Origin of the sequence: Microvirga splendida (assembly GCF_016427565.1) — a bacterium.
GTDB classification, from domain to species: domain Bacteria; phylum Pseudomonadota; class Alphaproteobacteria; order Rhizobiales; family Beijerinckiaceae; genus Microvirga; species Microvirga splendida.
In genome coordinates this window covers 42524-69146 of record NZ_JAELXT010000007.1, presented here as the reverse complement: position 1 = coordinate 69146, position 26623 = coordinate 42524, and the positions used below count along the sequence as shown (strand labels likewise).

Sequence of the window (26623 nt, the reverse complement as noted above, 5' to 3'; positions counted from 1 at the left end):
CAGGGTCATCGGGCCCGCTTGCGACCGGTGATCATCGCCTTTACCAGGTTCTCTCCGTGCTCCAGGCTGGAGAAGACGACGCCCGCCACGTGCAGGATGATGAGTCCGATGGTGGCGTAAACGAGCCCCTCGTGGAGGTCCTCGACCCATTGGGAGCCCCAGAACGCATCTGTGGTCATCGCGAACCCGGTGGCCGCGATCCCAGCGATCATGACGAGCAGCGCCACGACCATCGCGCCGCCCGCCGGGTTGTGGCCGAGATGGCGCGGCGCCCTGAGCCGGAGGACCTGAGCCGAGTAGATCGCGATCTCACTTGGCGAACGAACGAAGTCGCCGAACCGGGCATGGCGGGTTCCGATGAAGCCCCAGACGATCCGCAACGCCACGAGAGCCGCGATGGCATAGCCGATGCGGATGTGCAGCCACTCGATCTCGTCTCCGGTCACGAAAGCAAGGGCAAACAGGCCCACGAGGCTCCAGTGGAAGATGCGGACGAACGGATCCCAGACGCGGACGGTCTTGGTCTGGGATGAGGCGGCGGCAGCCGCCGGCATGGCGCCGGCGGCCCCGACCGCGGATCTGCTCGCGGTCATGGCGTCACTCCTTGGCGACGATCTCGCCGGAGGTAGGATCGACGAATAGCTCCGTGCGGGCGTTGTTCTGGTCCAGGGCGTAGATCTCGCCGCAGGCTTTCGCGATCTTGGCCTTCTGGACCTTGTAGCCCTGGGCCTCAGCCTTGGCCTTGAGGGCGTCGACCGAGAGCCATTGGCTCTGGGGCGCCGTGGTGCAGGGCCGCCCAAGGCTGCTCGCCTGGGCCGAGAAGGCGCTGGCGATGACGGCGACAGTGGCAAGGGCGATGGTATAGCGCATGGGTTTCTCCTGTTGCGTCCAGCGCCGGTTCAGGCGTCGGGATGCTGGGAGAGTGGTAAAAGCCTGCTGTCAGGCCGCTGTGGAGGGTTGTCAGCGGGATGACAGGTTGGACGGCGTAGGGAGCGGCTCTGCCGAAAAGTTGGGCTGAGCCGGCCGGCTCGAAACCGCTGCCCAGCCCATGCGGAAGGGAGCCACCGATGCCGCGCTACTCGAAGACTCTCATCATTCTCCACTGGGCCATGGCTCTGCTGATCCTCGCCGCGTGGTTCACGGCTGAGGGCGGCCGTCAGGTCCGTCTCAACCCGCCCTTGCTCCATTTTTCCCTCGGTCTAAGCGTGCTTCTGCTTGTTGTGCCTAGGCTGATCGCCCGTTGGTGGGGTAGCCACCCTCGCATTGAGGATCCGCAGAGCCCCTGGCTTAATGTGGCGGCTAAGATTGGGCACGCGGTGCTCTACGGCTTCATGATCGGCTTGCCGCTCACCGGCTGGTACGCCGCCTCGCGGCTAGGCGTGCCGGTGTCGTTCTTCGGCCTTCCCGTGCCCGCCATTGCGGCATCCGTGCAGGGCGCCCCCGGTCCCATCGCTGAACTCCATGAGGTGGGTGGCACGGTCATTCTGGTTCTTGCCGGTCTCCATGCCGTGATCGCCCTGTGGCACCAGTTCGTGCTCCGCGACGGAACGATGGCACGGATGAACCCGGTCTAGGTGCGGTCTTGCACCGCCACCGGGAACACTGCCCGGCCACGGACTTTGCCGTTTGGATTTGCTCCTAAATAGTTTAGAGGAATTCTAAACAAACTCGACGATTCATTGGGATCCATCCCGCCGGCGCTTCAAGGAGCCGTCCATGCCGCCGCTTTCCATCCCGCAGGCCACCAACCGCGCCGTGCCGCTGGAGGACTATGCCCGTCCCCATGAGGAGAACGTGCATGCCCACGCCCCCTTCGAGCCCTGGGCCGTCGCCCGGATGGTCGTCGCGCTTCTGGGGGCCGCGGTGCTGTGGTTTCGGCTTCACGAGCCCTTTGCTCCGGCCAGCGTGATCGGCATCGCCACCCTCGCCTTCGCCGGCTGGCCGATGTTCAAGGAGGCCTTCGAGAACCTCCTCGCCCGGCGCATGACCATGGAACTCTCCATGACCATCGCCATCCTGGCGGCAGCGGCGATTGCCGAATTCTTCACGGCTGTCGTGGTCATGCTGTTCGTCCTCGTCGCCGAGGAACTGGAGCATCTGACCGTGTCCCGCGGCCGCTTGGCCATCAAGGACCTGATCGATTTCGTGCCCCGTGAGGCGCGGGTGCGGCGGAACGGCGACATCCTGACCATCCCCGTCGACCGCATCGTCGCCGGCGACACGGTGCTGGTCAGTCCCGGCGAGAAGGTGCCGGTCGACGGCGCGGTAGTGAGTGGCCATTCCTATGTGGACCAGTCGCGCATCACGGGCGAGTCCATGCCGGCGGAAAAGTGCGAGGGCGCCAGCGTCTATGCCGGCTCGATCAACCAAATGGGCGCCTTGGAAATCCGGGTCGAGCGCATCGGCCGTGACACCAGCTATGGCCGCATCGTCGAGGCGGTGGAACAGGCCGAACAGACCCGCGCCCCGGTGCAGCGGCTGGCGGACCGGCTGGCCGGGTACCTTGTCTATTTCGCCGTGGCAGCCGCCATCATCACCTATGCCCTGACGCGTGATGTGCGCGACACCATCTCGGTCGTGATCGTGGCCGGCGCCTGCGGCATCGCCGCCGGAACGCCGCTCGCCATTCTCGGCGGCATCGGCCGCGCGGCGCGCTTGGGCTCCATCATCAAGGGCGGCGTTCACCTTGAAACCCTCGGGCGCATCGACACGGTGGTGCTCGACAAGACCGGAACGCTCACGGTGGGCGAGCCCGCCGTGCAGGCCATCAGTCCGGCCCCCGGCATCGATCCGCAGGATCTTCTCCGCTTTGCCGCGGCTGCGGAACTGCATTCGGAGCATCCGCTCGCCCGCGCCGTCGTGTCGGAGGCTTCGAAGCAAGCCGTCGCGGTTCCCGAACCTGACAGCTTCCGTTACACCATGGGGCGCGGCATCACGGCGAGCGTCGAGGGACGCACCGTTCTGGTCGGCAACCGGAAGCTCCTCGCCGACGCCGGGATCGAGACGCCGATCCGTGTGGATGGCCAAATCGGCTCCGACATCGTCGTTGCCGCCGACGGACGCTATCTCGGCGAGATCATCGTGGCCGACACGATCCGCCCCGAGGCCCGCAAGGCCATCGAGGCCCTGCACGGCCTGAAGGTCCGCACGATGCTGCTCACCGGCGACACGGCGGCGGTGGGCCGGAGCGTGGCCCAGGAACTCGGGATCGACGAGGTCGTCTCCGACATGCTGCCCGAGGACAAGCTCAAGACGGTCCGCGAGCTCGTCGCCGGCGGCCATGCGGTCGCCATGGTGGGCGACGGCGTCAACGACGCCCCTGCCCTCACCGCCGCCAACCTCGGCATCGCCATGGGTTCCGGCACCGACATCGCCAAGGAGAGCGCCGACGTCGTGCTCATCGGCAACGATCTCGGCAAGCTGGTCGAGACCCTGCGGATCGCGCGGCGCACGCGCGTCATCATCTGGCAGAACTTCGCCGGCACCATCGGGGTGGACGCGCTCGGCATCGCGCTTGCCGCCTTCGGCTTCCTCAATCCGCTCCTGGCGGCCTTCATCCATGTGGGCTCGGAACTCGCCTTCATCCTCAACTCGGCCCGGCTCCTGCCGGTCGGACGCACATCAGGCACGCCCGGCCGCAGATGACCTTGAGGAGGTCCGCCTGCATCCGCTCCACCGTGGGCCTTGTGGCCGCCGTGGCGGTCGCGTGCTTTGGACAACCCATGCCCCTGGCCGGCGACAGGGATGACGCCGAGCGGAGCCGTCCCCACAGCGACCGAGGACGCCCGCGACGGCAAACGTTGGCCGGCCGGGCGTCCCTTGCTTTCGCCCACCCGAACGATGGCTCCAGAACATCCGCCTTGCGCCGCATCGCCCCCTTGAGTGAAGGAGGCCGCAGACAGGGCAACATGTCGGCCGGGGTGCCCAAAGTTTTGCGCCGGACGACGCCCTCGCGCCCGAACCGGCAAGCGGAGACCATCGATGGGTGATGCGCCGTTTCTGCTGCTCGCCGGCGTGCTCGCGGGCGGCATGAACGCCCTGGCGGGCGGGGGCTCTTTCGTGTCTCTGCCGGCCCTGATCGGTGCCGGAGTACCTTCGGTCAGCGCCAACGCCACCAGCACGGTCGCCCTGTTCCCGGGTGGTCTCGCCAGCACCTGGGTTTATCGGGACGGCCTGACGGGCGTGTGCGGCGTGCCTCTCGCGCCGGTCGCCCTCGTCTCGCTGGCCGGGGGCCTCGCCGGAAGCCTGCTGCTGCTGTGGACGCCGGCCGCCCTGTTCGATCAGGTCCTGCCGTGGCTGCTGCTCGTCGCCACGATCATGCTGGCGTTCGGCCGACGGATCGGGCCGGCGCTGCGCGCGCGCGTCCGGGCCGGCCTTCCGACGATTTTGGGTCTTCAATTCCTGCTCGGCATCTACGGAGGCTATTTCGGCGGCGCGGTCGGGCTGATGATGATGGCAGTCTGGAGCATTCTCGATGGAGCCGAGGTCAAGGCGCTGAATGCGCCGCGCACGTTGATGGTGAGCGCCGCCAACGGCATTGCCGTCCTGTCCTTCATCGTGGCCGGCGCCGTGGCGTGGACGGCCTGCCTTCTGGTGGGGCTCGGCGCCGTCGCAGGCGGATGGTGTGGGGCGCATGTCGGGCGGACCCTGCCTCCCGCGGTGGTCCGGGCCGGGACGCTGCTGCTGGCCGCCGGCACCACGGTGGCGTTCTTCGTGCGGGCCTATGGTTGAGGCCGCTCCCCGTCGTGAGGACGGGTGGCCGAACGTCCCCGTTGGGGAGGATCGTCAGCCAATGTCCGACATGGCCCATATCGATGGCGCCTGCGTTTGTGGAGCCGGCCAGGGTCGAAACCTGAAAATCTTTGGGAGTCGGTTTCGCCATGATATGAGCCCCCACCTTTAGAGCGCATGAGGCAAGGGGCAGAGATGGCGGATGGCGGGGTCTCGGACCGGCACAGCATCACGGCGGAGGCGGAGCTGCGCCTGCTGGCGGCATACTGCACCGATGTCATCGCTCGCGTCGGGGCGGACATGACCTTCAGCTACATCTCGCCGTCGGCGAAAAGAATGTTTCGCCGGCCCGTCTCAGAGATTGTCGGGCATCCCGTAAGAGAGTTTGTCTGTCCTGAGGATCTGCCGATCATCGCCGCCGCGACGGCGCGTCTGGTGGCGGGGGAGGTTGACAGCTCAACCGTCACAGTCCGGGCCGTTCGCGGGGATGGAACACTGGTCTGGGTCGAAGTCACGTCACGACCCATCGGCGACTATGCCCTCGGCCAGCCTGGCGACCGGGCCGTGGTGATACGGGACGTGACCGAACGCAAGGCGCTGGAAGATCAGCTGACCGCCATGGCGACGAAGGATGGCCTGACCGGTCTCGCCAACCGCCGCTCGTTCGATGAAACGCTGGCCCGGGAATGGCGCCGCACCGTTCGGGAGACGGCGCAGATGTCGCTCCTCCTGCTCGACCTCGACCACTTCAAGGGCTTCAACGATGCCTATGGGCATCTGGTGGGCGACGACTGCCTCCGCGCGGTCGCGGCCGCCCTCCAGGGCCTGACGCTCGGCCCGGACGATTTCATCGCACGCTACGGCGGGGAGGAGATCGCGATCATTTTGGCGCGGGCCGATGCGCAGCGTGCGGTGACGGTGGCGGGGCGCGCCCGCGCGGCGATTGAGGCCCTGGCTCTTCCGCATGAGGCCACATCGGTACTCGGGAAGGTGGTCACCGCCAGCATCGGCGCCGCTACGGCCGTTGTCCGAACCGGGGGCTCGGCCGGGATGCCGCACGCCCTGCTCGCCGCGGCTGACCGCGCGCTCTATCAAGCCAAGGCAGGCGGACGAAACCGGGTGGAGACGGCTCTGCTGCTCGCGTCTCCGGACTGAGACGGATCAACCATCGACCAGTGCAGACTCCTGACCCCCACCGAGGCCTTCGGACCCGAAAAAGGAGCCGAATTGGCGTCGGGGCACTCGTGAAACCGAGATGGTGCCTAAATCATAGCTTGTTCAGCGCCCGGCGGCGGTTGAGCCAATCATGGGCCAGCGAGGGGACCGCCAGCAGCAGCAAGAGCAAACCTAAGGGAAGGCACGTGGCAAAGCCCCAGCGTTCGAACCCGAACGCTCCGAACACGCCCCCGGCGAAGAAGGAGCCCAGCAGCAGGCCCAGCAGGCGCAGCTTCGGCCGGTCGGCGCGGACCCGGAGGATGTCCGAGCGGATCGGATCCCTGCTCCAGTAGATGAGCTTGCCCAGCTCGATGCCGACATCGGTGACCATGCCCGTCACATGGGTCGTGCGGATGCGGGCGCCGGAGATCTTGGTCACGGTGGCGTTCTGCAGCCCCATGATGAAGCAGAGCATGAGAACGGCGAGCGGGTTGAACCCGGAGGCGCCGTGCGCCAAGCCACCGAGTAGCCCGAACCCGAGCAGCAGGGCCGCCTCCAGCAGCAGCGGCCGGGCATAGAGGTCGCGCCGGCTGCGGCGGCGACCCCAGTTGATCAGGATGGCCGAGCAGGCCGCCCCGGCGACGAAGGACACCAGCCCGCTCAGCCCGGCCACCACGAGGGCGGAGGCTCCCAGGACGAGATTGTCAGCCAAGGCCGAAAAGATCCCGGACATGTGCGAGGTGTACTGCCCGACGACCAGGAAGCCGCCGGCGTTGGCGGCCCCCGCCACAAACGCGAGCACCATCCCGAGCTGGGTGTCGGCCCTCCGCGACCGCCCCGGGGCAATGACCCGCCGGGCGGAGCGGGCATAACGGTCAACCAGACCCCGTCTCGGCCGAAATCGGTGCCTCCGGTTCATTGCCGACCGTTACCACCGAACCATAGGCAAGACCATGATCCCGAGACGTGGCTCGGGATGCAACGAGGGGGCTGCACGGTTCCAGGGGGGCCGCCGTTCCGAAAGTCCAATGGAGCCTACACCATGTCAGAGGATCCAGACTTGATCCGCTCGGCCACCAAGGCTTGCAGGCGCCAGAGGTTGCGGTCGCGGATGCCGTGCTCGTGCAGGTGCGCGACGGTGTTGTGGAGATACTCGGCGCACGAGCCCCAATGCCCGCAGGCCGTGGCCAGCACCTCCGCCACCTGCTCCGGCGGCAGCCGGCCGGTGTAGAAGCGCGAGGCCCGGTTCATCACGAAGGCGACCGCGCAACGGCCCTTGGGCCGTCTCCACGGCAATCCATCGCGGAAGGTTGTTGGGCGGCTTCACGGTCATCTCGCGCCGAACGAGCTTTCGGAGCTGCCCTTCGAGGTCATCCGGCGTGAGCCGGAAGACGACACCCCGGCACATGCCGCCGCGGTCGAGCGACATCATCAGCCCGGGCTGTTCCTTGGTGCCGCGGAAGCGCTCGATCCGGAAGCAGAACGAGCGGTGCCAGCCCCGGGCCGCGCCGCGCCGCGCTTCGGCATGCTCCAGTTCCGGCTTCCAGATCAGGGAGCCATAGGCGAACAGCCAGGTGTCCGGCCCGCCGGGATGCGAGGCAAGCAGGCTTTGCACAACGGCTTCATAATCCTCGGCCGTGTGATAGGCGAGGTTGGGGTCCGGACCGGGATCCTCCAGGATGCGATGGACCCGCGCCACGTGCTCCGGCGTGAGCGCCATTCGGGCTGCCATTCGGTCACTCCCTGACGGTCGATGGCCTCCATCAATAATACCTGAGCAGGCGCATTGTCGCCAGGAGGCACCCGCCGACATCCCGCCGGGCCGTCCCCACACAATTCGCGGCCGCGTTTAACTTGGGTCATGGTCGGCGTACCCGGAATCGGGCAGCCTGGGCGGGCTTCAGAGTTCTTCCTCCCTCTGGATCCCCTCTCCCTCCCGGGGCTTCCCGGCGAGGGAGTTTCTTTGCCGGCCATGGTGGCATGGCCACAGCGCGGCCAGCGCCCACGCTCATTGGCCTGCCCAGCTTCCCTCCCATCGAGGGTTCGGCGACCTGTCCTCAGCCTAACGGGCGTTGCTCCTCCAGCTGGTGGAGCAGCGTCCTCAGGCGCTCGGGGACGGGCGCGTCCACAAGGTCCTGGTAGAGGCTGGCCAGCATCTGACCGAGGATGAGATTCACCTGATCCTGGGTCAGGTTGAGGCTGTTCGGAATCTGTTTCATCGGATCGCAATAGCTTTGGCATCAGTCACCAGGCATAGCGCGGAAGCGGCGCCATGCCTTGCAGCGTCTTGATTAACTTAGGTTATCGGCAACCCGCGAGGCCCTGGCCTGGTTTCAGCTGGGCCGCAAAACACACGGCGGCAGAGCTGGGGCAGCGCCCAGGAATAGACGATGCTGCAATAAGCGCTGCGCCAACCACCACAGGTGGGAGCTTTCTCACCCGCGCAACCAGGCCGGCCCTCACCAAGGCAAGGTCCGGTTCTGACGCTGGCACGATGATCATTGGCTTAGGAACAGCATGGCCGCGAACCCGGTGGTCATGAGGATGGCAACCGCCATTCCGCCCGGGTCCAGCGTCCCTTCCAGTGCAGGACCGCAGCGAAGCCGATGATCGGCGACGGCCGCAATCAGCACGGCACTTGGCTCATTCTCACCCTCCCGACCCTCACCGCCATGGAGGTCGGCGGAGCCAAAGGGGATGTCTCCCTGCTCGGCTGGGCCGGCGCTGGCGTCGTGGTCGCGGTCTCAGGATTTAAGGCCGCCGCCATCCTGCGGCATTTTCTGGGGCTGCGACGGGCCTCACCTGGATGGCGAGCGCGCCTTTACGTCTATCTCGTCGTCATCGGCGGCCTGCTGTTCGCCGCCTACGGCGTTGACTGGCGATCATTCAGGGATGACACGCCGCCGCAGGATCCACGCATCGCTACGGAAGGGATCAGGCCGTCACGCGCGGACACGTGAACACGTTCCAGTAAACCAATGCGAAGCCGACAAAGGCACCGGCCCACGACAGGCCGGCCAGGTGCAGTAGCGCGTCGCTCCACGCCGGATGTACGGCGGCGCAGACCCGCGCGAGCGCACCGACGATGAGCAGGAGGTAGAGCCCCTGCATGGCCGCGGACGCGACCAGCGCCCGGCCGGTGTGCCCGAGGCTCGCCCGGGACATCACGGCCAGTGTCATGATGCCCATGGCGCCGCCCGACCAGGCGTGGACCCCGGCGGCCGTGGGCACAAGACCCAAGGCAGCCAGCCCGGTCAGCACGAAGCCGAGCGGCACGAAGGCATAGGCAATATGGAGAATGAAGACGAGCCGGTCACGCCAGGTGCGCTCCCCGGCCCAGCGCGCCAAGCGCGCCACCTGGAGCAGGCCGGCCGCGATCAGCATCGCCCCGGTCACGCTCCAGCCGGGCGCGGCGATCCACGCCAGGAGGGCCGCACCGGCGGCAACCATGGTGACCATGTCGAAGCGGCCGAATGGCGCCGGCAGGCGGCCGGGGTTCTCGCGCACGAGCCAGTTGCGGGTGAAGCTCGGGATGATGCGGCCGCCGATCAGCATGATCAGCATCATCGTGGCAGCAATCCCGAAACGGATGCCGTAGTCCGCGGCGCCGAGGACATGCGCCTCGATGTGGAAGAGGGTGTTGCCGGCAAGGAGGACCCCGAGAGCGATCAGGACCTTGAGATTGCGCCAGTTCTTTCCTTTGATGATCTCCCGGCCCATGGCCCCTGCGACCAACAGCAGGAACGCGTTGTCGATCACGGCCGCTGCTTCCCAGCCAATCCAGGCCGAGGTGGTGACGGCGACCCGGCCCACAGCCCAGACCAGCACAAGGACGAGCAGCGGCCGGCCCTGCAGCGGCATGCGTCCGGTCCAGTTCGGGACCGCGGTCAGCAGGAAGCCGGTGATCACCGCCGGAAGGTAGCCGTAGAGCATCTCGTGGATGTGCCAGTCGCGTGGCGCGAAGGCCGTCGACAGCGCGAGTTCGCCGTAGAACATCGGCAGCCACGCCAGGATCGAGAGACCGGCATAGAGCGAACCGAAGAGGAAGAACGGCCGGAAGCCGTAGGAGAGGAGCGCGGGTCCCCGATAGTCCCGCAGGCGGGGAATGGGAGCCATTACAGGCCTCCTTCGCTGGGTTCACGCCGGCAAGCGAACCCCGGCGGCTGCAGGTCGGACACGGCAACCGGCCGCCCGGCCCGACGGAAAATGCAAGATGGCTGGCGCCGCCGCGGCAGGTTCACCGCGGCGACACGAGGAGTCCGGACAAAACTTTTACTTCGCAGCGGTCGTGGTCGTGGCCAGCTTGTCGAAGAGATTTGCAAAAGCCTGCTTGGCCTTGCCCGGATGCTTGGCCTCCTTGGCCTGATCCACGTTGGTCGCGTCGCCGACCACGATCATGCCGACCATGCCCATGCCGTAATGGGGCTTGCACTTGTAGCCGTAGACGCCGGGCTTGTCGAAGGTGATGGCGAGCTCCTCGTTGATCTTGCCGACGAACTTCTGCCCGCCTTCCGGCAGCATGCCGTCGATCACCTCGACGTTGTGCCCCTTGTCGGAAGCGACGAACTTGACCGTGTCCCCGGGATTGATCTTCACGAGCGCCGGCTCGAACACCATGACGCCTTCAGTGCCCTTGTTGAGCATCTTGACCTCGACCTCGGCCGCGCCGGCGGCACCTGCAAAGCCAAGGGCCGCCACCAGGGCGCCGAGCACAATAATCTTCCGCATGATTGTCTCCTGTTGCGATGCGAAACATTTGAGCTCCTGTCTGAAGCTCTTGGGCCGGTGATACGCCTCGCGGGTTCGTCTGTGTTTGATCTCGCGCAAGGAGTTGGCATATTTGCGCGGAGGCCATCGCAGGAACGAGCCGCTGTTTGCGCTGGGGCAAATACCGTGGGAGCGCCGCGTCGCGCGGGGCGTCTGGCCCTTGCGAACAGAGCGTGGCATACGGCTGTTATCCTGGCACGGATGCGGACCGGCGAGCAGCACCCGTGTCATTTGAGGGAAAGGCAGGCGCATGGCTGGTGTTGATCGTTCACTCGTGGCGAATGTCCCTGTCTTCGCCGGCCTTGCGCCGGAGCAGATCGATCAATTGCTCCAGGAGGCGCAGTCGGTCCGCTATGCCAAGGGAACGAACGTGTTCCAGCAGGACGAGGGGGCCCATTCCTTCTTCGTGCTGCTGCACGGCCGCCTGCGCGTGTTCAAGCTCACCCCCGATGGGCAGCAGGTGGTGGTCCGCTTCGTCACCCCCGGCGAGGTCTTCGGCATCGCCATGGCCATCGGCCGCGCGACGTATCCGGCGACGGCCCATGCCGTGGTGGACAGCATCGCCCTGGTCTGGCCCTCCGCCGCGTGGCCACGTCTCGCGGCAACGTATCCTGGGCTTGCGGTCAACACGCTCCAGACCGTGGGCAGCCGGCTGCAGGACGCCCACACCCGGGTGGTGGAGATGTCGACCGAGGAGGTCGAGCGCCGTGTCGCCCACGCGCTGCTCCGGCTGGCGCGGCAGTCCGGGCGGGGGATCGAGGCCGGGATCGAGATCGATTTTCCGATCACGCGCCAGGACGTGGCCGAGATGACCGGCACCACCCTGCACACGGTGAGCCGTGTCCTGAGCGCCTGGGAGAGCCAGGGCCTGGTCGAGGGCGGGCGTCAGCGGATCATCCTTCGCGACCCGCACAAACTGTTCCTGCTTGCCGAAGGCTCGCCCGGCTAGGACAGGGAGGCGGTGGGCCGACCACGCGGGCGGCCGGTCCGGCCGTGCGCCGGATCCAGCCCTCGGGACATTCGCGGCCCTGTTTGCGCCGGGGCAAAGAGCGTCCGGGCCTCAGGGCTTATGTCGGGCTCATTTTCAAGGAGCATGGCATGACCCGGACCGCGACTCATCCCCTCCACCCTGACATCCTCGATTGCCTTCAGGACGTGATGGATCCGGAGGTCGGCCTCAGCGTGGTCGACCTCGGCCTCGTCTATCGGGCCTCACGGACTGAGGATGGCATTACCGTGGCGCTCACCCTGACGACCCGGGCCTGCCCGCTCGGGGAGATGATATTGGAGGATGCCCGCGAGCGCCTGGCGCGCCGGTTTCCGGAGGCGCCAGGCATCGCGGTCGACTTGGTGTGGAGTCCGCTCTGGACGCCCGACCGCATCACGCCGCGGGGGCAGGAGCTGTTGGGCCGCGCCCGGCGCAAGGCCGCATGACGGCTCCGCCCCGGCCTGACCCGGGCCGAGCCTATCCCGCGGCCGCCGTTGCACCGGCACAATGGCAGACCGGTTCCTTGAATGCCGGCGTCAGGAGAGTTGCTTGAATGTCTGACATGTCTTCATCGGCCACCCTGCCACTGGCGGGCACCAAGCCCCGCCTGGAGCTGCGGCTTGCGTTCCTGGCCCTCGGAGCCCTCGCTTTGATCGCGGGCCTGTACGGGGCGCTGGGACGGCTCGGCTGGACCTTGCCGGCCGGTGCCTCCCTCGCCGCCCTGCACGGTCCCCTCATGATCTCCGGCCTGTTCGGCACGGTGATCAGCCTGGAGCGCGCCGTGGCGCTGGGCCGCGACTGGAGCTATGGCGCCCCTGCCCTCTCGGCACTTGGCACGCTGCTCCTGCTCGCCGGAGCGCCGGAGGCCTTGGGCGCCGGTGCGTACGCAGCCGCCGCGGCGGTGCTGGCCGGCGCATCGCTGCTGATCACCCGGCAGCAGCCGGCCGTGTTCACCGGCGCCCTTCTGTTCGGTGCCTGTGCCTGGCTGGCGGGGAACGTCCTCTGGCTCATGGACGGCCCGGTGCCCGACCTGGTGGGCTGGTGGCTCGCCTTCCTGATCCTGACCATCGCGGGCGAACGCCTGGAGCTCAGCCGCCTGATGCCGCAGCGGCGCGGCAGCGAGGTCCTGTTCCTGTTCGCCGTCGGCTTGCTCGTCGTCGGCGCCCAAAACGGCCTCATGACCGAAAACGGCGCGATCCTGTTCGGCCTGGCGCTGCTCGTCACCACCGTGTGGCTGATGCGGCATGACATTGCCCTGCTGAATGTCCGCAGGACAGGGCAAACCCGCTTCATGGCGGCGTGCATGCTGGCTGGTTACGCCTGGTTGGGCGTGGCTGGGCTCGTGTTGATCGCGTTCCCTCCGGGAGAAAGTAGCTTCGGATATGACCTTGCCCTGCACGCGGTCCTGATCGGGTTCGTGCTCTCGATGGTGTTCGGGCACGCGCTCATCATCCTGCCCGCCGTTGCCCGCCTCAGGCTTCGCTACGCCCCCATTCTCTACCTGCCGCTCGCGCTGCTGCACGTGTCTGTTGCCGTGCGGGCGGGCGCCGGGCTTGCGGGATGGGACGTCGGACGGATGGCAAGCGGCGCCCTTACGCTGCTCGCTCTCACCGGGTTTGCCGCCAGCCTGGCCATGACATCGCGGAATGGCCGCAAGGCTCCCGGTCCGGCAGAACCAAACGTGACGGATCGCGTCCGCGTTGATCCGCCTGAGCGCAGGCCTAGGTAGCCCGACATGGCATGGATGGAGCGCAGCGCGAAGTGGAGGCGACAGGCGACGGCGCTTGTCTCCGCCCTTGCGCTGGTTCTCCACATTGCCGCCATGGCCCTTGGGACGATGGGCCCGTCGGCCTTTGGCGGTGAAACCGCGCAGGTCCATGCCCACCATGCGGCGTTCGCCGAGCATGATGCGGGCGGCCCCGCCGACAGTCCCGCGCACAAGCCGCCGTGCTGCATCCTGAGCGTCTGCCCCGGGCTGCCTGGTCCGCCCACGGATCACATCCTTGCGTTCCTGCCGGGGCGGGAGGCTGGCGCTGCTGTCTATGGCACCGGCCGGCCTATGGCGGTGCCAAGGATTCCCCTGCTCCTTCCTGTCGGAGCCCGGGCGCCGCCTGCGCGGGCTTGAAGCCTTCGATCAAGCGACATCCCTCAATCCGACAGGAAACATCATGACCACGACCTTTCTTCGCGGGGCGCTTGCCGCCACCGCCCTCCTCGCGCTCGCCGGCACGGCGCTGGCCCACACCACCCTCGAAGCGCAACAGGCCCCCGTCGCCTCCACCTACAAGGCGGTGCTGCGCGTCGGCCATGGCTGCGAAGGGGCGCCAACCCTGAAGCTGCGGGTGCGCATTCCAGAGGGCGTCATCAACGTCAAGCCCATGCCCAAGCCGGGATGGGAGATGGAGACCGTCAAAGCTTCCTACGAAAAGACTTACGACTACCACGGCATGGCGACGTCCGAAGGCGTGCGCGAGATCATCTGGACGGGCAAGCTGCTCGACGAGCACTACGACGAGTTCGTCTTCCGCGCCTATCTGACGAACAGCCTCAAGCCGGACACCATGCTCTACATCCCGGTCGTGCAGGAATGCGAAGGCGGCAAGGCGGACCGCTGGATCGAGATCCCGGCCGAGGGCAAGAGCGCGGACGACTACCAGTATCCAGCACCGGGGCTGAAGCTTCTTCCGGCCAAGGCCACCCACTGACAAGGGAGCGGGGAGCCGTCTCTCAGGCGGCTCCCGCCTGCTTGCTATGCGCTTGGTTCTCATCTTTCTATGGCTGACGCTCGCGATCCTGGGCGGGAGCGAGCGTGTCCTTGCGCATGCGGCGCTCGTCGAGGCCCATCCGGCCGATGGCGTGGTGCTGGAGGAAGCCCCCCGGGCGGCACGGTTGCAGTTCAACGAGCCCGTGTCCCCGCTGGTCGTCACCCTTGTCGACGCCCGCGGCCGGACGCACCGGGACCTGGCGGTGACCAGCCGCAACGAGGTGCTGGAGATCGGCCTGCCGGCGGACCTTCCCCGCGGCAGCCACATTCTCAGCTACCGCGTGGCCTCGGGCGACGGCCATCCGATCAGCGGCTCCCTGGTCTTTTCCATCGGCGCACCGACCGGCACGGCGGCCCAGCCGCTCACGGAGGGGAACGAGGCCATCCGCGGTGCGCTTTGGCTCGCCCGGGTGACCCTTTACATCGGGCTTTTCGCGGGAACCGGAGGCGTGTTCTTCCTAGCCTGGGTCGCTCCGGGCCTGCCACCCGGCAAGGCGGCACGTCCCCTGGCAGGCATGCTTGTCCTGGGCGCCGTTGCGGCGGTGCTCTCACTTGGGCTCCAGGGCCTCGACGCCCTGGGGCAGCCGCTTGCCGCCTCGGGTACGGCGGCCCCATGGGTTGCCGGATGGCAAACCTCGTTCGGTCTGACGGTCGCGACTGCGGTGGCAGCCCTCCTCCTGGCGTGGATCGGCCTGCATGCCCGGGGAGAAAGGTGGCGGCGGGCCGGCAGCCTTGCCGCCCTGGCGGGCGTCGGGCTGGCCCTCGCGCTGAGCGGCCACGCCAGCGCGGCGGCCCCGCAATGGCTAACGCGTCCCGCCGTGTTCCTCCACGCCGTTGCGGTTGCGTACTGGATCGGAGCCCTGATCCCCTTAGCCCTCATGGTTCGCCGGGCACCCACGCAGACCCTCCCGGCGGCGCGCCGCTTCTCGGCCGGCGCTCTGGTCGCCGTGGCCGTCCTGACGCTGGCCGGCCTCGCGCTCGCTGTGGTCCAAGTGGAGGCTCCCATGAACCTCATTGGAACCGCCTATGGGCAAGTCCTGATCGCCAAGCTGGCGCTCGTCGCGGGGCTGCTTGGCCTGGCGGCTGCGAACCGGCTTTGGCTCACCCCGGCCCTGGCGAACCCGGAGGGAGCCGGCGGAACGTGGCTTGTCCGCTCGGTCGCGGCGGAGATTGTCTTGTCGCTGGCCATCCTGGCGCTGGTGGGCCTGTGGCGCTTCACGCCGCCGCCGCGGGCCCTGGCCCCGGCCGCCGAGGCCGCCTCATCGGCCAGCGTCCACCTGCACACGCCGAACCTGATGGCCCAGGTGACCCTGTCGCCGGGCCGCGTCGGCACCGTCCGGGCCAGGGTCGTGATCGCCTCGGGACGTGCCGCGCCGGTCGATCCGAAGGAGGTGACGCTCGTCCTCAGCAGGCCCGACGCCGGCATCGGGCCCCTCGAACGCCAGGCCCAGAGGGTGGAGCGGGGGTGGGAGGTCGACGGCCTGGTTCTGCCGTTGGCGGGGCCCTGGCAGCTCAGGGTCGAGATCCTTGTCAGCGACTTCGAGAAAGCCAGCCTTGAAGGGAGCATCACGCTCCGGCCATGAAGCCAGATGCACCCGCGGCAGCCGGTGTCACCCCGCCCAATCTCCTCAATCTGCCCGGAGACTGTACTGGCGATGGTGCCTACCGCCCGAACGACCTCGTGGGCCGGGTGCTCTGGACCGCGCCGCAGGAAGGTGCTGATGAACAGCCCCGCCGTGGAGGTGATCCGCTGGGCGCAGACACAGTTCCCCGCCCTGCTGCCGGGCGGCGACAGCCGCCCTCTCATGGTGCCGCCCGCGCGCCCGAAGCCCGCCGCAGCAAGCCGGCCATAACCGGCGGCCCCATGACAGGTGGCACGGGCACCGGCGAAGCGGCACCATTCCCCAAGACAGCGGCCTTGATATTCTTCGAAGCCGCCCACTTTGCTGCCAGGGCGAGCCCGCGCGGTCAGGCTCGTTGCAACTCGGGAAGGTCCGCCCGCAGCCAGGCGAGGCGGGCGATGGCGCGTCCGGCGAGCGCCTGCACCCGCCCCAGCGCCTGCTCGTCCTGCAGAGTGTCGCCGGCTTCGAGGTAGCGGTCGGTCAGCAGTTCGGCCAAAGCGACAGGGTCATCCGGTGTTGTGTCCATGGGCCGTGCGCCGGGCACGACGATGGGGAATCGCTCAAGCTGCTGCGCGTGATGCCGCGCCTCGTCGGCAAAGCCCTTGAGGCGTGCGCCCTCCTCAGGCGAAGCCTTGGCCGCGAGGGGATCGAGCAGATCGGCGAGCCGCCGCTCCAGGGCGGCAAGATCCGCTTGCCCGCCCTCCCCGGCAGCGCCCGTATGCCTGCGCTCAACATGAAAGGCCTTCCGCCTCTCCCGTCGAAGAGTCGCCACATGTCCGAGTTCCTCGTGGGCCATTGTCTCGGCCGCGTGCTGGATCTCGGGCACCTCCGCATGCGCCGCCACGTAGCTCCAGAAGGCGAAGGCGCGCTCCTCATTGCGCACCGCCATCGAGAGCGCGCGGTAGGCGCTCAGCAGCTTGGGATCCGTTGTGGCCGCCCCCTCGTCGTCGAAGGTCTCTGGCAGCGCCCAGCGGATCCGCGCCGGATCGGGATCCTGCCCCTTGGTCTTCTGCGACCAATGCACGACGCCGTCGAGGTGGCCCTGCTCGTCGGCGGACAGGCGCTCGAACACCTCCGCCAGCGCAGGATTGCCCTCATGGCGCATGCGTGCGGCAATCTCGGCGTAGCGGGTCGCAGCCTCATGCTCCATGGCGGCGGCGATGGCGAACAGCTCCTCCAGGGACCTCACGGTTCCCGTCGGCTCAGCTTTCAGAAGCGACATCGGACTCTCCTCATGATGCTGACGATGGCGCCAGAGGTTGACGAGGGATGCATGATCCGTCAATTTGCGCCAGATCAAAGCAATACAAGCTCGGCTGTTTCATAGAGTGCCGGGCTTCATGATCTTCACCGATCCAGCCCCGGAAAATCACGACACGGCAAGCGGAACCTTTCTGGCCCGCCGACCGTTCCGTGTTTTCTGTTCAGAAGCACACTCTGACGCTGGACGGTCCCTGTTGGAAAGATCGAATTCGTTAAACCCCGCCCGATCCTTCTCCATCACCACTCTGCAGGTTCTTCGGGTTCTGGCCCTGCTGGGGGCCATGATCCTTCTGTTGTGGGCAGGGCAAGCCCTGGCAGCCGGGCGCGTGCAGGAGTTCCTCCCCAAGGCGCAGCCTAGCGAGTTCTTCCCAGGCGCTGACCGCTTCGGCACGCCCCAAGGCGATCCGCCGCTCATCCCTGTGCAGCAGGGCGACCGCCTGCTCGGCTACGTCTACCTCAACTCCGACTTCACGGGCACCACCGGCTATTCGGGCAAGCCGATCCACATGCTGGTCGGCATCGACCCGAACGGCGTCATTACGGGCATCAAGCTCGTCGACCACAAGGAGCCCATCGTCCTCATCGGCATCCCCGAGCGTCGCATTGTCGACGCGATGAACAAGCTCATCGGCAAGGACATGAAGCCGGTCTCGACGGGCGCGGAGCGCCCGCCCCAGGTCGACATCGTCAGCGGCGCCACCGTGACGGTTCTCGTCATGGGCGACAGCGTCGTGCGCTCCGCCGTGCGGCTGATCCGCAGCGGCCGCCTCGGCGCAGGTGGCGGTCAAACCGCCGGAGCGGCCGCGGCTGCTCCGGCGGCCGTAAAGACCGTGGACCTGTCGAAGAGCGAGGTCCGGGACTGGCAGACTCTTCTCGGCGACGGCTCGGTCCGGCGCCTGTCACTCACCGTTGGCGAGGTCAACGAGGCCTACCTCCAGGCGGGCAACCAGGAGGCGGCCAACAACGCGGAAACTGGCGACCCGAACGACACCTTCATCGACATGTACGTCGCGCCCGTGAGCGTGCCCACCATCGGGCGCAGCCTGCTTGGCGACGCAGGCTACGAGCAGCTCAAGTCCCGCCTCAAGCCGGACCAGCAGGCCATCGTTGTTGCCGGTGACGGTGTCTACTCCTTCAAGGGCTCGGGCTATGTCCGCGGCGGCATCTTCGACCGCATCGAACTGCTCCAGGGCGGCCAGGGCATCCGCTTCCGCGACCGCAACCACACCCGCCTCGGCGACCTCGCGGCCGCGGGTGCGCCTGCCCTGCGCGAGATCGCCCTGTTCGTGGTGCCGGAGGACTTCAAGCTCGACCTCACGGAGCCATGGCAGGTGCAGCTGCTCGTCCAACGCAACGTCGGCGCCCGCGACCGGGCCTTCCTGACCTACAATCTCGAATACACGCTGCCGGACCAGTATCTGCGGATCGAGCAGCCTCCCGCCCCGGCACCGACGCCCGCTCCGGCCCCTTCGCAGCAGGCCCAGGTCCAAGGGCAGCCGAGTGCGCCCGTGCAGGCGGCACCTCCTGCCGAGCCGTCATTGAACGATGCCGACGCGCTGGCCGCCGGAGAGATCGACGAGCCGCTCTGGCTCAAGATCTGGAAGACGAACACCGTTTCCATCGGCATCGCGGCCATTGCGCTTGCCGTCCTCACCGCGATCTTCTTCTTCCAGGATGCCTTGGTGAAGCGCCCGAAGGTCTACGTCTGGGTGCGCCGCGCCTATCTGACGTTCACGCTGGTCTGGCTCGGCTGGTACGCCAACGCCCAGCTCTCGGTCGTCAACGTCCTGACCTTCACGAATTCCCTCATCACGGACTTCAACTGGGAGTTCTTCCTCGCCGCGCCGCTGATCTTCATCCTCTGGGCCGCGGTCGCGGCGGCGCTGCTGTTCTGGGGCCGCGGACCCTTCTGCGGCTGGCTCTGCCCCTTCGGCGCGCTTCAGGAGCTGACCAACAACATCGCGCAATGGCTGAAGGTACCGCAGATCACCGTGCCGTGGGGCCTGCACGAGCGCCTGTGGCCGATCAAGTACATCATCTTCCTCGGCCTGTTCGGCCTCTCGCTCTACAACGTGGCGCTCGCCGAGGTCTTCGCCGAGGTCGAGCCGTTCAAGACCGCCATCATCCTGAAGTTCGTCCGCGACTGGCCGTTCGTCATCTACGCCCTGACGCTGCTCGCGGCCGGCCTGTTCATCGAACGCTTCTTCTGCCGCTATCTCTGCCCTTTGGGCGCGGCGCTCGCGATCCCCGGCAGAATCCGCATGTTCGAATGGCTCAAGCGTTGGCCCGAGTGCGGCTCGCCCTGCCAGCGCTGCGCCAAGGAATGCCCGGTTCAGTCGATCCACCCGGAAGGCGTGATCAACGTCAACGAGTGCATCTACTGCATGCATTGCCAGGAGCTGTACCACGACGATCAGCGCTGCCCGCACATGATCCAGGTCCGCCTGAAGCGCGAGAAGCGCGAGGCCCTTTCGTCGCCGTCCATGCGCCAGAGCAAAGACGGCGGCAGCGGACCCGCTAAACCGATCATCACCCACAAGGGAAAGGCCGTCGGAGCGCCCACGGACGAACCGACAGCGGCCGACGTTCCGACCACCGCTTCATGACCAAGAAGGAGACTCACGTGTCACAGGAAGAAAACAAAAACGGCCTCAGCCGTCGCCAGTTGCTTGGAACGACTGCCGCGGTGGCGGCCGCCGGAGCGACAGGCGTCGCGGGCGGGGTGTCCCTGAAGGATGCGGGCTTGGTCACGCCGGCCGAGGCGCAGACGGCTCCTGGCGCGCCGGCCGCGCGCCCCGCGGTCGCCAACAAGTACGAGGTCAAGCCCGGCGAGCTCGACGAGTACTACGTGTTCTTCTCCAGCGGCCAGACCGGCGAGGTGCGCATCGTCGGCCTGCCGTCCATGCGCGAGTTGATGCGCATCCCGGTCTTCAACCGCGACAGCGCCACCGGCTGGGGCCAGACCAACGAGAGCCGCAAGATCCTCACCGAGGGCCTGACGCCGGATAGCGTCGAGTATCTCAAGGACAAGGGCGGGGTCTACACGGCCGGTGACCTGCACCACCCCCACCTGTCCTTCACGGACGGCACCTACGACGGGCGCTACCTGTTCGTGAACGACAAGCTGAACACCCGCGTCGCCCGAATCCGGCTCGACGTGATGAAGTGCGACAAGATCATCCAGTTGCCCAACCAGCACACGGTCCACGGGCTGCGCGTGCAGAAGTACCCGCGCACGGGCTACGTGTTCTGCAACGGCGAGGATCGCGTGCCGATCCCGAACGACGGCAAGATCCTCGACGACCCGAAGCAGTATTCGTCGATCTTCACGGCCGTCGACGGCGATACCATGAAGGTGGCGTGGCAGATCCGGGTCGACGGCAACCTCGACAACGTCGACGCCGATTACCAGGGCAAGTACGCCTGGGCCACCTGCTACAACTCGGAAGAGGGTGTGACGCTGGCAGAGATGATGGCCAAGGAGCAGGACTGGGTCGTCGTCTTCAACCTCAAGGCCATTGAGGACGCCGTGAAGGCCGGCGAAGCCCAGACGGTGGGCGGCGTACCCCTCCTCGACGGCCGCCAGGGCTCGAAGTTCACCCGCTACATTCCGGTGGCGAACAGCCCGCACGGCATCAACACCGCGCCGGACGGCATCCACTTCGTGGCCAACGGCAAGCTGTCGCCGACCGTTACGGTCTTCGACGCCCGCAAGCTCGACGACCTGTTCGCGGACAAGATCAAGCCGCGTGACGTGGTCGTGGCCGAGCCGGAGCTGGGTCTCGGCCCGCTGCACACCGCTTATGACGGCAAGGGCAACGCCTACACGACGCTGTTCCTCGACAGCCAGGTGGTGAAGTGGAACATCGACCTCGCCCGGCGTGCCTTCGCGGGCGAGAAGGTCAATCCGGTGATCCAGAAGCTCGACGTGCATTATCAACCGGGTCACAACCACACCTCCATGGGGCAGACCAAGGAGGCGGACGGCAAGTGGCTGATCTCGCTGAACAAATTCTCGAAGGACCGCTACCTCAACGTCGGCCCGCTCAAGCCTGAGAACGACCAGCTCATCGACATCTCCGGTGATCGCATGGTGCTCGTCCATGACGGCCCGAGCTTCGCGGAGCCGCACGACGCCACCATCGTGCACCGTTCCAAGATCAACCCGGTGCATACCTGGAAGCGCGACGACCCGTTCTTCGCCGATGCGGTGCAGCAGGCCAAGGCCGACGGCATCACCCTGGAAACCGACTCGGAGGTGATCCGCGACGGCAACAAGGTGCGGGTCTACATGACCTCGGCCGCACCTGCCTATGGGCTGGAGTCCTTCCAGGTGAAGCAGGGCGACGAGGTGACGGTGTACGTGACCAATGTCGACGAGGTCGAGGACCTGACCCACGGCTTCGCCATCGTCAATTACGGCATCAACATGGAGGTGGCGCCCCAGGCCACGGCCTCGGTCACGTTCACGGCGGACCGGCCCGGCGTGTACTGGTACTTCTGCTCCTGGTTCTGCCATGCCATGCACATGGAGATGAAGGGCCGGATGTTCGTCGAGCCGCAGGCGTCCTGACGACATGATGGGACTTCGTACCATGATACGAATGGGGCTGGCGGCGATCTTCGCCGCCGGCCTCGCCCTGCCCGCCCGGGCTGAACGCATCGCCGTCGCGACGGGCGATGCGGTCCAGGACGTCATCGATCTCGCCGCCGAGGGCGACGTGATCGTCCTGAAGCGCGGCGAGCACCGCGGCCCGGTCCGGATCACCCGCCGGCTGACCGTTGAAGGCGAGGCGGGCGCCGTCCTGACCGGACCGGGCCGGGGGAGCGTCGTCACGGTCTCGGCCCCGGGTGCTGTCGTGCGCGGGCTGACCATCCGCGGCTCGGGCACGGACCTGGAGAAAATGGACGCGGGGGTCTTCGTCGAGAAGACGGCCGCGGGCGCCGTTGTCGAGGGCAACCAGATCGAGGGCAATCTCTACGGCATCTACCTTCACGGGGCCGAGAATTCCATCGCGCGCGGCAACACGATCATCGGCATCGAGGAGGGCCGCCTCAACGAGGCCGGGAACGGCATCTCGGTCTGGAACGCCACTGGCGCCAAGGTGCTCGACAACGACGTGCGCTTCGGGCGCGACGGCATCTACGTGATCACCAGCAAGCGCAACGTGTTCTCGGGCAACCGCTTCCGCGATCTGCGCTTCGCCATCCACTACATGTACACCAATGACAGCGAGATCACGGACAACGTGTCGGTCAATAACGCCGTTGGCTTCGCGATGATGTTCTCCAGCCGCCTGAAGATCACGGGCAATGTCTCGGACGGCGACCGCGATCACGGCTTCCTGTTCAACTACGCGAACGGATCCCAGATCAGCGGCAACACCGTGCTTGGACGCCTCCAGCCCGCCGAGCGCTGGACCAACGCCGGTACGCGCGGCAAGGACGACAAGGAGCATGGTCTTCCGGCATCGGACGCTGCCGAACTGACACAGGGTGCCGACGCCCGCCCCGGGCCGACGAAGTGCGTGTTCATCTACAACGCCAACCAGAACAGGTTCCGCGACAACTGGTTCGAGGGCTGTGAGATCGGTATTCACTTCACGGCCGGCTCCGAGCGCAACGAGATGGTCGGCAATGCCTTCATCAGGAACCGCAACCAGGTGAAATACGTCAGCACGCGCTACCTCGACTGGTCCAAGGACGGTCGCGGCAACTACTGGTCGGACAACCCGGCCTTCGACCTCAACGGCGACGGGCTGGGCGACAGCGCCTACCGCCCCAACGACCTCGTCGACAAGGTGCTCTGGACCGCGCCGCAGGCGAAGGTGCTGATGAACAGCCCCGCCGTGCAGGTGATCCGCTGGGCTCAGGCCCAGTTCCCTGCCCTCCTGCCGGGCGGCGTGGTCGACAGCAAGCCGCTCATGGCGCCGCCGGTGCGCCCGAAGACGGTTGCGGAAGGAGGCCGGCCATGACCGGAACGGTGGAGATCCGCGACGTCGTCAAGCGCTTCGGCAAGGTCGAGGCCGTGCGCGACGTCTCGTTCAGCCTGCCCGAGGGCGAGACGGTGGCGCTCGTCGGCCACAACGGCGCCGGCAAGACCACGCTGATGAAGCTGATGCTGGGGTTGATCAAGCCGACCAGCGGCAGCATCTCCGTGCTCGGTGACGATCCCGTCGCTGGGCAATTCGAAGCCCGCCGCAGGCTGGGTTACCTGCCCGAGAACGTCTCCTTCAATGCAGCCCTGACGGGCTCCGAGACGCTGGCCTTCTATGCTCGCCTGAAGCGTGAGCCCGCCAAATCGGTCGCACCGCTCCTCGACCGCGTCGGCCTCACCCATGCGGCAGGCCGCCGGGTCGGCACCTATTCCAAGGGTATGCGCCAGCGGCTCGGGCTGGCCCAGGCGCTGCTGGGTGAGCCGCGGGTGCTCCTGCTTGACGAGCCGACCACCGGCCTCGATCCTGCCCTGCGCCAGAGCTTCTACGAGATCGTGGAGGAGCTGCGCGGACGCGGGGCCACCGTCCTGCTGTCGTCGCACGCCCTGACGGAGCTGGAGGAGCGTGCCGGGCGCGTCATCATCATGAACCGCGGGATCAAGGTCGCCGACGGCACCCTCGACGAGTTGCGCCGCATCGCGCGCCTGCCGACACGAATCCGCCTCAAGGTCACCGGTACGGGGCTGGCCAACGTGCCGAACTGGCTCGGCCCTGTCGATGGCTGGCGCCGCATCAACGGCCAAATGGTCGAGATCGACGCCGCGCCAGACAGGAAGATCGAGGTGCTGCGCCGCGCCACCGACGAAGGTGCGCCGGTCGAGGATCTCGACGTAATCCCGCCGACCCTCGATGAGCTTTATGCCCACTTCCTTCTCACGCAGGAGGCCGCGCGATGAGAAACATCCTGATCGTCGCGCGCAAGGAGATCCAGGAGGGGCTGCGCAACCGCTGGGTGCTCGCCACGACCCTGCTGCTGGCGGGCCTGGCGCTTTCGCTCACCTTCCTCGGCAGCGCCCCCACGGGTACCGTGGGCGTGAGGGCGCTCGACGTGGTGATCGTCAGCCTGTCCAGCCTCACGATCTTCCTCGTGCCGCTGATCGCGCTCCTCATCTCCCACGATGCCATCGTGGGAGAGATGGAACGCGGCACCATGCTGCTGCTTCTCAGCTACCCCGTGGCGCGCTGGCAGGTGCTGCTCGGCAAGTTCGTGGGCCACCTGTCGATCCTGGCCTTTGCGACCCTGCTGGGGTACGGCGCCGCCGCGGGTGCATTGGCCGTGACGGGCGCGGAGATCGACGCCCAGAGCTGGACGGCCTTCGGGTCCATGATCGGTTCCTCGATCCTGCTCGGCGCCGCGTTCATCGCCGTAGGCTACCTGGTGAGCGCGCTGGTGCGGGAGCGGGGCACGGCGGGCGGCATCGCCATCGGCATCTGGCTGCTGTTCGTGCTGATCTACGACATGGCCCTGCTCGGGCTGCTCGTGGTGGACCAAGGCCAGACGCTCTCCGGCGGGTTCCTCAACGCCCTGCTCCTGCTCAACCCGGCCGACGCCTACCGCCTGTTCAACCTGACGGGCTCTGCCGGCGTCAGCGCGTTCTCCGGCATGGCCGGGGTGGCGCAGAACGCCACCTTGAACCCGTCCGTCCTCCTTGCCGCTCTCGCCGCCTGGGCCCTCGTCCCGCTCGGGCTCGCGACGCTGGCCTTCTCCAGGAGAGAACTATGAGAAAGACCGTCCTCCTCGCCGCCTTCGCGGGTGCGCTGGCCCTGGCCGGCTGCAACGATCAGAAGACCGCCGAGGCCCCGCCGCCCCCGCAGCAGCTGACGGCCACCGCCGTCGGTCACTACTGCGGGATGAACGTGCTGGAGCATACGGGACCGAAAGGACAGATCATCCTGGCGAGCCGCAAGGAGCCGGTGTGGTTCTCGTCGGCGCGGGACGCGATCTCCTTCACCATGCTGCCGGAGGAGCCCAAGGACATTAGCGCGATCTACGTCTCCGACATGGCCAAGGCTCCGAGCTGGGACAAGCCCGGGGAAGCAAACTGGGTTGATGCGAAACAGGCGTTCTTCGTCATCGGCAGCCGCATGAAGGGCGGCATGGGCGCCGATGAGGCGGTGCCGTTCTCCGACAAGAGCGCTGCCGAAAAATTTGCCTCGGAGAATGGCGGGCGCGTGATGGCGTTCGCGGACGTGCCGAAAGACTATGTCCTCGGCGCCACCACGGAGGCCACGGGTTCGGTTGAGGAGGGGCACGGCGCCGGCGGACAGCATGATGGCCATGCGGCCCCTCCCGCGCCGAGAGACGGTCATGCCCACTAGGGAGTCCTTCATGTCCCCCCTCCTCTCGCGCCGGCGCTTCATCGGGGTCACCGCGGCCGCGGCGGGCCTCGGGCTTGTGCCGTTCGGACATGCGCCCAGGGCCGAGGCCCACCTTGTGACCTGGCAAGGCCAGGCGATGGGCGCGGTGGCGACCTTGCAGGTGCATCACCATGACCGTGCCGCCGCCGAGCGGCTGGTCGAACGCGCGCTTGCGGAAGTCCGCCGTCTGGAGGCCGTGTTCAGCCTCCACCGGGACGACTCGGCCCTCTCCACCCTGAACCGCCAAGGCTTCCTGATCGCGCCGCCCGCCGCACTCGTGGAGCTCCTGTCGGAGTGCCGCCGCTGCTGGGAGCTGACCGGGGGCGCCTTCGACCCGACGGTGCAGGCCCTGTGGATCCTCTACCGCGACCACTTCTCCCAGCCCGGCGCCGACCCGCAGGGACCGCCCGAAACCGCACTCCAGGCCGCTCTGGCGCGGGTGGGTTTCGGCCAGGTCGCGTTTGACGCGGACCGCATCGTCCTGCCACGGCGCGGCATGGGGCTGACCCTGAACGGCATCGCCCAGGGCTACGCGACCGACCGGGTCGTCGATATCCTGCGCGCGGGCGGCATCGCCAGCAGCCTCGTCGACATGGGCGAGTTGCGGGCTATCGGCCCCCGTCCCTCCGGCGAACCCTGGCGCGTCGGCCTTGCCGATCCGGACCATCCCGAGAGGATTGGCGAGACATTGGATCTGGTCGACCAAGCCGTCGCCACGTCCGGCGGCTACGGCTTCCGCTTCGAGCCCGAAGGCCGCTTTAACCACCTGCTCGATCCGCGCACGGGCGCGTCCGCCGGGCTGTATCGCAGCGTCACCGTCGTGATGCCGTCCGCGATGGCCGCCGACGCGTTGTCGACCGCGTTCAGCCTGCTGCCGCCCGGGGACATCGGGCAGGCTGTTCAGCGGCTTGGCGAAGGGCAGGTCCATCTGCTCACGGCATCAGGAGAAACCATCATGCTCCAGGTCTGAGCCTGTCGC

At 67.4% G+C, this 26623-nt stretch carries 26 protein-coding genes and 2 pseudogenes; 19 read left to right on the top strand and 9 right to left on the bottom strand.

Features of this window, described 5'->3' with window-relative positions; translation table 11 throughout:
- Window positions 1-5 precede the first annotated feature (5 nt).
- Entirely contained in the window at window positions 6-593 is a 588-nt protein-coding gene (locus JAO75_RS09355; RefSeq protein WP_199048573.1) for a cytochrome b/b6 domain-containing protein, read from the bottom strand.
- A 4-nt stretch (window positions 594-597) separates the two neighbouring features.
- Window positions 598-870 (bottom strand): PepSY domain-containing protein, encoded by a 273-nt coding sequence (locus JAO75_RS09350; RefSeq protein ID WP_199048572.1) that lies wholly within the window; start codon window positions 868-870, stop codon window positions 598-600.
- A gap of 197 nt (window positions 871-1067) precedes the next feature.
- On the opposite strand from JAO75_RS09350, the gene JAO75_RS09345 reads away from it, so the two are divergent.
- The 4 genes from JAO75_RS09345 (at window position 1068) to JAO75_RS09330 (ending at window position 5886) form a co-directional block, all read left to right on the top strand.
- Window positions 1068-1574 (top strand): cytochrome b, encoded by a 507-nt coding sequence (locus JAO75_RS09345; protein WP_199048571.1) that lies wholly within the window; start codon window positions 1068-1070, stop codon window positions 1572-1574.
- A 142-nt stretch (window positions 1575-1716) separates the two neighbouring features.
- On the top strand, window positions 1717-3645 hold the full coding sequence (locus JAO75_RS09340) for a heavy metal translocating P-type ATPase (protein ID WP_199048570.1): 1929 nt from the start codon (window positions 1717-1719) through the stop codon (window positions 3643-3645).
- Window positions 3646-3981: 336 nt separating this feature from the next.
- A complete protein-coding gene (locus tag JAO75_RS09335; protein ID WP_199048569.1) occupies window positions 3982-4731 on the top strand; it encodes a sulfite exporter TauE/SafE family protein in 750 nt (249 codons plus the stop codon).
- 177 nt (window positions 4732-4908) lie between these two features.
- Window positions 4909-5886 (top strand): sensor domain-containing diguanylate cyclase, encoded by a 978-nt coding sequence (locus tag JAO75_RS09330; RefSeq protein WP_210340212.1) that lies wholly within the window; start codon window positions 4909-4911, stop codon window positions 5884-5886.
- A gap of 112 nt (window positions 5887-5998) precedes the next feature.
- Here the strand turns inward: JAO75_RS09330 and JAO75_RS09325 are convergent, their stop codons facing one another.
- The 4 genes and pseudogenes from JAO75_RS09325 to JAO75_RS09315 form a co-directional block, all read right to left on the bottom strand.
- Complete coding sequence (locus JAO75_RS09325) at window positions 5999-6691, bottom strand: YoaK family protein (RefSeq protein ID WP_425523170.1); 693 nt, start codon at window positions 6689-6691, stop codon at window positions 5999-6001.
- Between the two features lie 230 nt (window positions 6692-6921).
- Window positions 6922-7137, bottom strand: a complete 216-nt coding sequence (locus JAO75_RS25355; protein WP_343234579.1) for a gamma-glutamylcyclotransferase — start codon at window positions 7135-7137, stop codon at window positions 6922-6924.
- A 139-nt stretch (window positions 7138-7276) separates the two neighbouring features.
- Window positions 7277-7606, bottom strand: a pseudogene (locus JAO75_RS25350) (gamma-glutamylcyclotransferase); the annotation flags it as partial.
- Between the two features lie 337 nt (window positions 7607-7943).
- A complete protein-coding gene (locus JAO75_RS09315; RefSeq protein ID WP_199048563.1) occupies window positions 7944-8105 on the bottom strand; it encodes a NepR family anti-sigma factor in 162 nt (53 codons plus the stop codon).
- Between the two features lie 387 nt (window positions 8106-8492).
- On the opposite strand from JAO75_RS09315, the gene JAO75_RS09310 reads away from it, so the two are divergent.
- Window positions 8493-8846 (top strand): cytochrome C oxidase subunit IV family protein, encoded by a 354-nt coding sequence (locus JAO75_RS09310; RefSeq protein ID WP_199048561.1) that lies wholly within the window; start codon window positions 8493-8495, stop codon window positions 8844-8846.
- Here the strand turns inward: JAO75_RS09310 and JAO75_RS09305 are convergent.
- Both JAO75_RS09305 and JAO75_RS09300 read right to left on the bottom strand, forming a co-directional pair.
- On the bottom strand, window positions 8821-10002 hold the full coding sequence (locus tag JAO75_RS09305) for an NnrS family protein (protein ID WP_199048559.1): 1182 nt from the start codon (window positions 10000-10002) through the stop codon (window positions 8821-8823). The genes JAO75_RS09310 and JAO75_RS09305 overlap by 26 nt on opposite strands.
- Before the next feature lie 156 nt (window positions 10003-10158).
- A complete protein-coding gene (locus JAO75_RS09300; RefSeq protein WP_199048557.1) occupies window positions 10159-10614 on the bottom strand; it encodes a pseudoazurin in 456 nt (151 codons plus the stop codon).
- A gap of 289 nt (window positions 10615-10903) precedes the next feature.
- Between JAO75_RS09300 and JAO75_RS09295 the strand changes: the two genes are divergently transcribed.
- From JAO75_RS09295 to JAO75_RS09265, 7 genes and pseudogenes are all read left to right on the top strand, one after another.
- Window positions 10904-11602 (top strand): Crp/Fnr family transcriptional regulator, encoded by a 699-nt coding sequence (locus JAO75_RS09295; protein ID WP_199048556.1) that lies wholly within the window; start codon window positions 10904-10906, stop codon window positions 11600-11602.
- 149 nt (window positions 11603-11751) lie between these two features.
- On the top strand, window positions 11752-12087 hold the full coding sequence (locus tag JAO75_RS09290; protein ID WP_199048555.1) for a metal-sulfur cluster assembly factor: 336 nt from the start codon (window positions 11752-11754) through the stop codon (window positions 12085-12087).
- A 107-nt stretch (window positions 12088-12194) separates the two neighbouring features.
- Complete coding sequence (locus JAO75_RS09285; protein ID WP_199048554.1) at window positions 12195-13370, top strand: hypothetical protein; 1176 nt, start codon at window positions 12195-12197, stop codon at window positions 13368-13370.
- 6 nt (window positions 13371-13376) lie between these two features.
- On the top strand, window positions 13377-13766 hold the full coding sequence (locus tag JAO75_RS09280; RefSeq protein ID WP_199048553.1) for a hypothetical protein: 390 nt from the start codon (window positions 13377-13379) through the stop codon (window positions 13764-13766).
- A 43-nt stretch (window positions 13767-13809) separates the two neighbouring features.
- Window positions 13810-14346 (top strand): YcnI family copper-binding membrane protein, encoded by a 537-nt coding sequence (locus JAO75_RS09275; RefSeq protein WP_199048552.1) that lies wholly within the window; start codon window positions 13810-13812, stop codon window positions 14344-14346.
- A 46-nt stretch (window positions 14347-14392) separates the two neighbouring features.
- Entirely contained in the window at window positions 14393-15988 is a 1596-nt protein-coding gene (locus JAO75_RS09270; protein ID WP_199048551.1) for a copper resistance CopC/CopD family protein, read from the top strand.
- 47 nt (window positions 15989-16035) lie between these two features.
- Window positions 16036-16258, top strand: a pseudogene (locus tag JAO75_RS09265) (nitrous oxide reductase family maturation protein NosD); the annotation flags it as partial.
- Window positions 16259-16373: 115 nt separating this feature from the next.
- Here the strand turns inward: JAO75_RS09265 and JAO75_RS09260 are convergent.
- A complete protein-coding gene (locus JAO75_RS09260; protein WP_199048549.1) occupies window positions 16374-17249 on the bottom strand; it encodes a ferritin family protein in 876 nt (291 codons plus the stop codon).
- A gap of 322 nt (window positions 17250-17571) precedes the next feature.
- Here JAO75_RS09260 and JAO75_RS09255 point away from each other — a divergent pair, with 322 nt between their 5' ends.
- The 7 genes from JAO75_RS09255 to JAO75_RS09225 are packed head-to-tail and all read left to right on the top strand — an operon-like array spanning window position 17572 to window position 26614.
- Window positions 17572-19896, top strand: coding sequence for a NosR/NirI family protein (locus JAO75_RS09255; RefSeq protein WP_199048547.1), 2325 nt, complete (start codon window positions 17572-17574; stop codon window positions 19894-19896).
- 17 nt (window positions 19897-19913) lie between these two features.
- Window positions 19914-21863 carry a TAT-dependent nitrous-oxide reductase gene (gene nosZ / locus JAO75_RS09250; protein WP_199048545.1) on the top strand — a complete coding sequence of 650 codons (1950 nt, stop codon included), beginning with the start codon at window positions 19914-19916 and terminating at the stop codon, window positions 21861-21863.
- A 4-nt stretch (window positions 21864-21867) separates the two neighbouring features.
- Entirely contained in the window at window positions 21868-23265 is a 1398-nt protein-coding gene (locus tag JAO75_RS09245; protein WP_199048543.1) for a nitrous oxide reductase family maturation protein NosD, read from the top strand.
- The gene (locus JAO75_RS09240; RefSeq protein ID WP_199048541.1) at window positions 23262-24182 is read left to right on the top strand and encodes an ABC transporter ATP-binding protein; all 921 of its coding nucleotides are present in this window, start codon (window positions 23262-23264) and stop codon (window positions 24180-24182) included. Before JAO75_RS09245 ends, JAO75_RS09240 begins: the two co-directional genes overlap by 4 nt.
- The gene (locus JAO75_RS09235) at window positions 24179-25009 is read left to right on the top strand and encodes an ABC transporter permease (RefSeq protein ID WP_199048540.1); all 831 of its coding nucleotides are present in this window, start codon (window positions 24179-24181) and stop codon (window positions 25007-25009) included. Before JAO75_RS09240 ends, JAO75_RS09235 begins: the two co-directional genes overlap by 4 nt.
- Window positions 25006-25605: a nitrous oxide reductase accessory protein NosL gene (locus JAO75_RS09230; RefSeq protein ID WP_199048539.1), complete on the top strand. Its 600-nt coding sequence runs from the start codon at window positions 25006-25008 to the stop codon at window positions 25603-25605. Before JAO75_RS09235 ends, JAO75_RS09230 begins: the two co-directional genes overlap by 4 nt.
- Complete coding sequence (locus tag JAO75_RS09225; RefSeq protein ID WP_246742433.1) at window positions 25595-26614, top strand: FAD:protein FMN transferase; 1020 nt, start codon at window positions 25595-25597, stop codon at window positions 26612-26614. Before JAO75_RS09230 ends, JAO75_RS09225 begins: the two co-directional genes overlap by 11 nt.
- The last annotated feature ends 9 nt before the right edge of the window (window positions 26615-26623 follow it).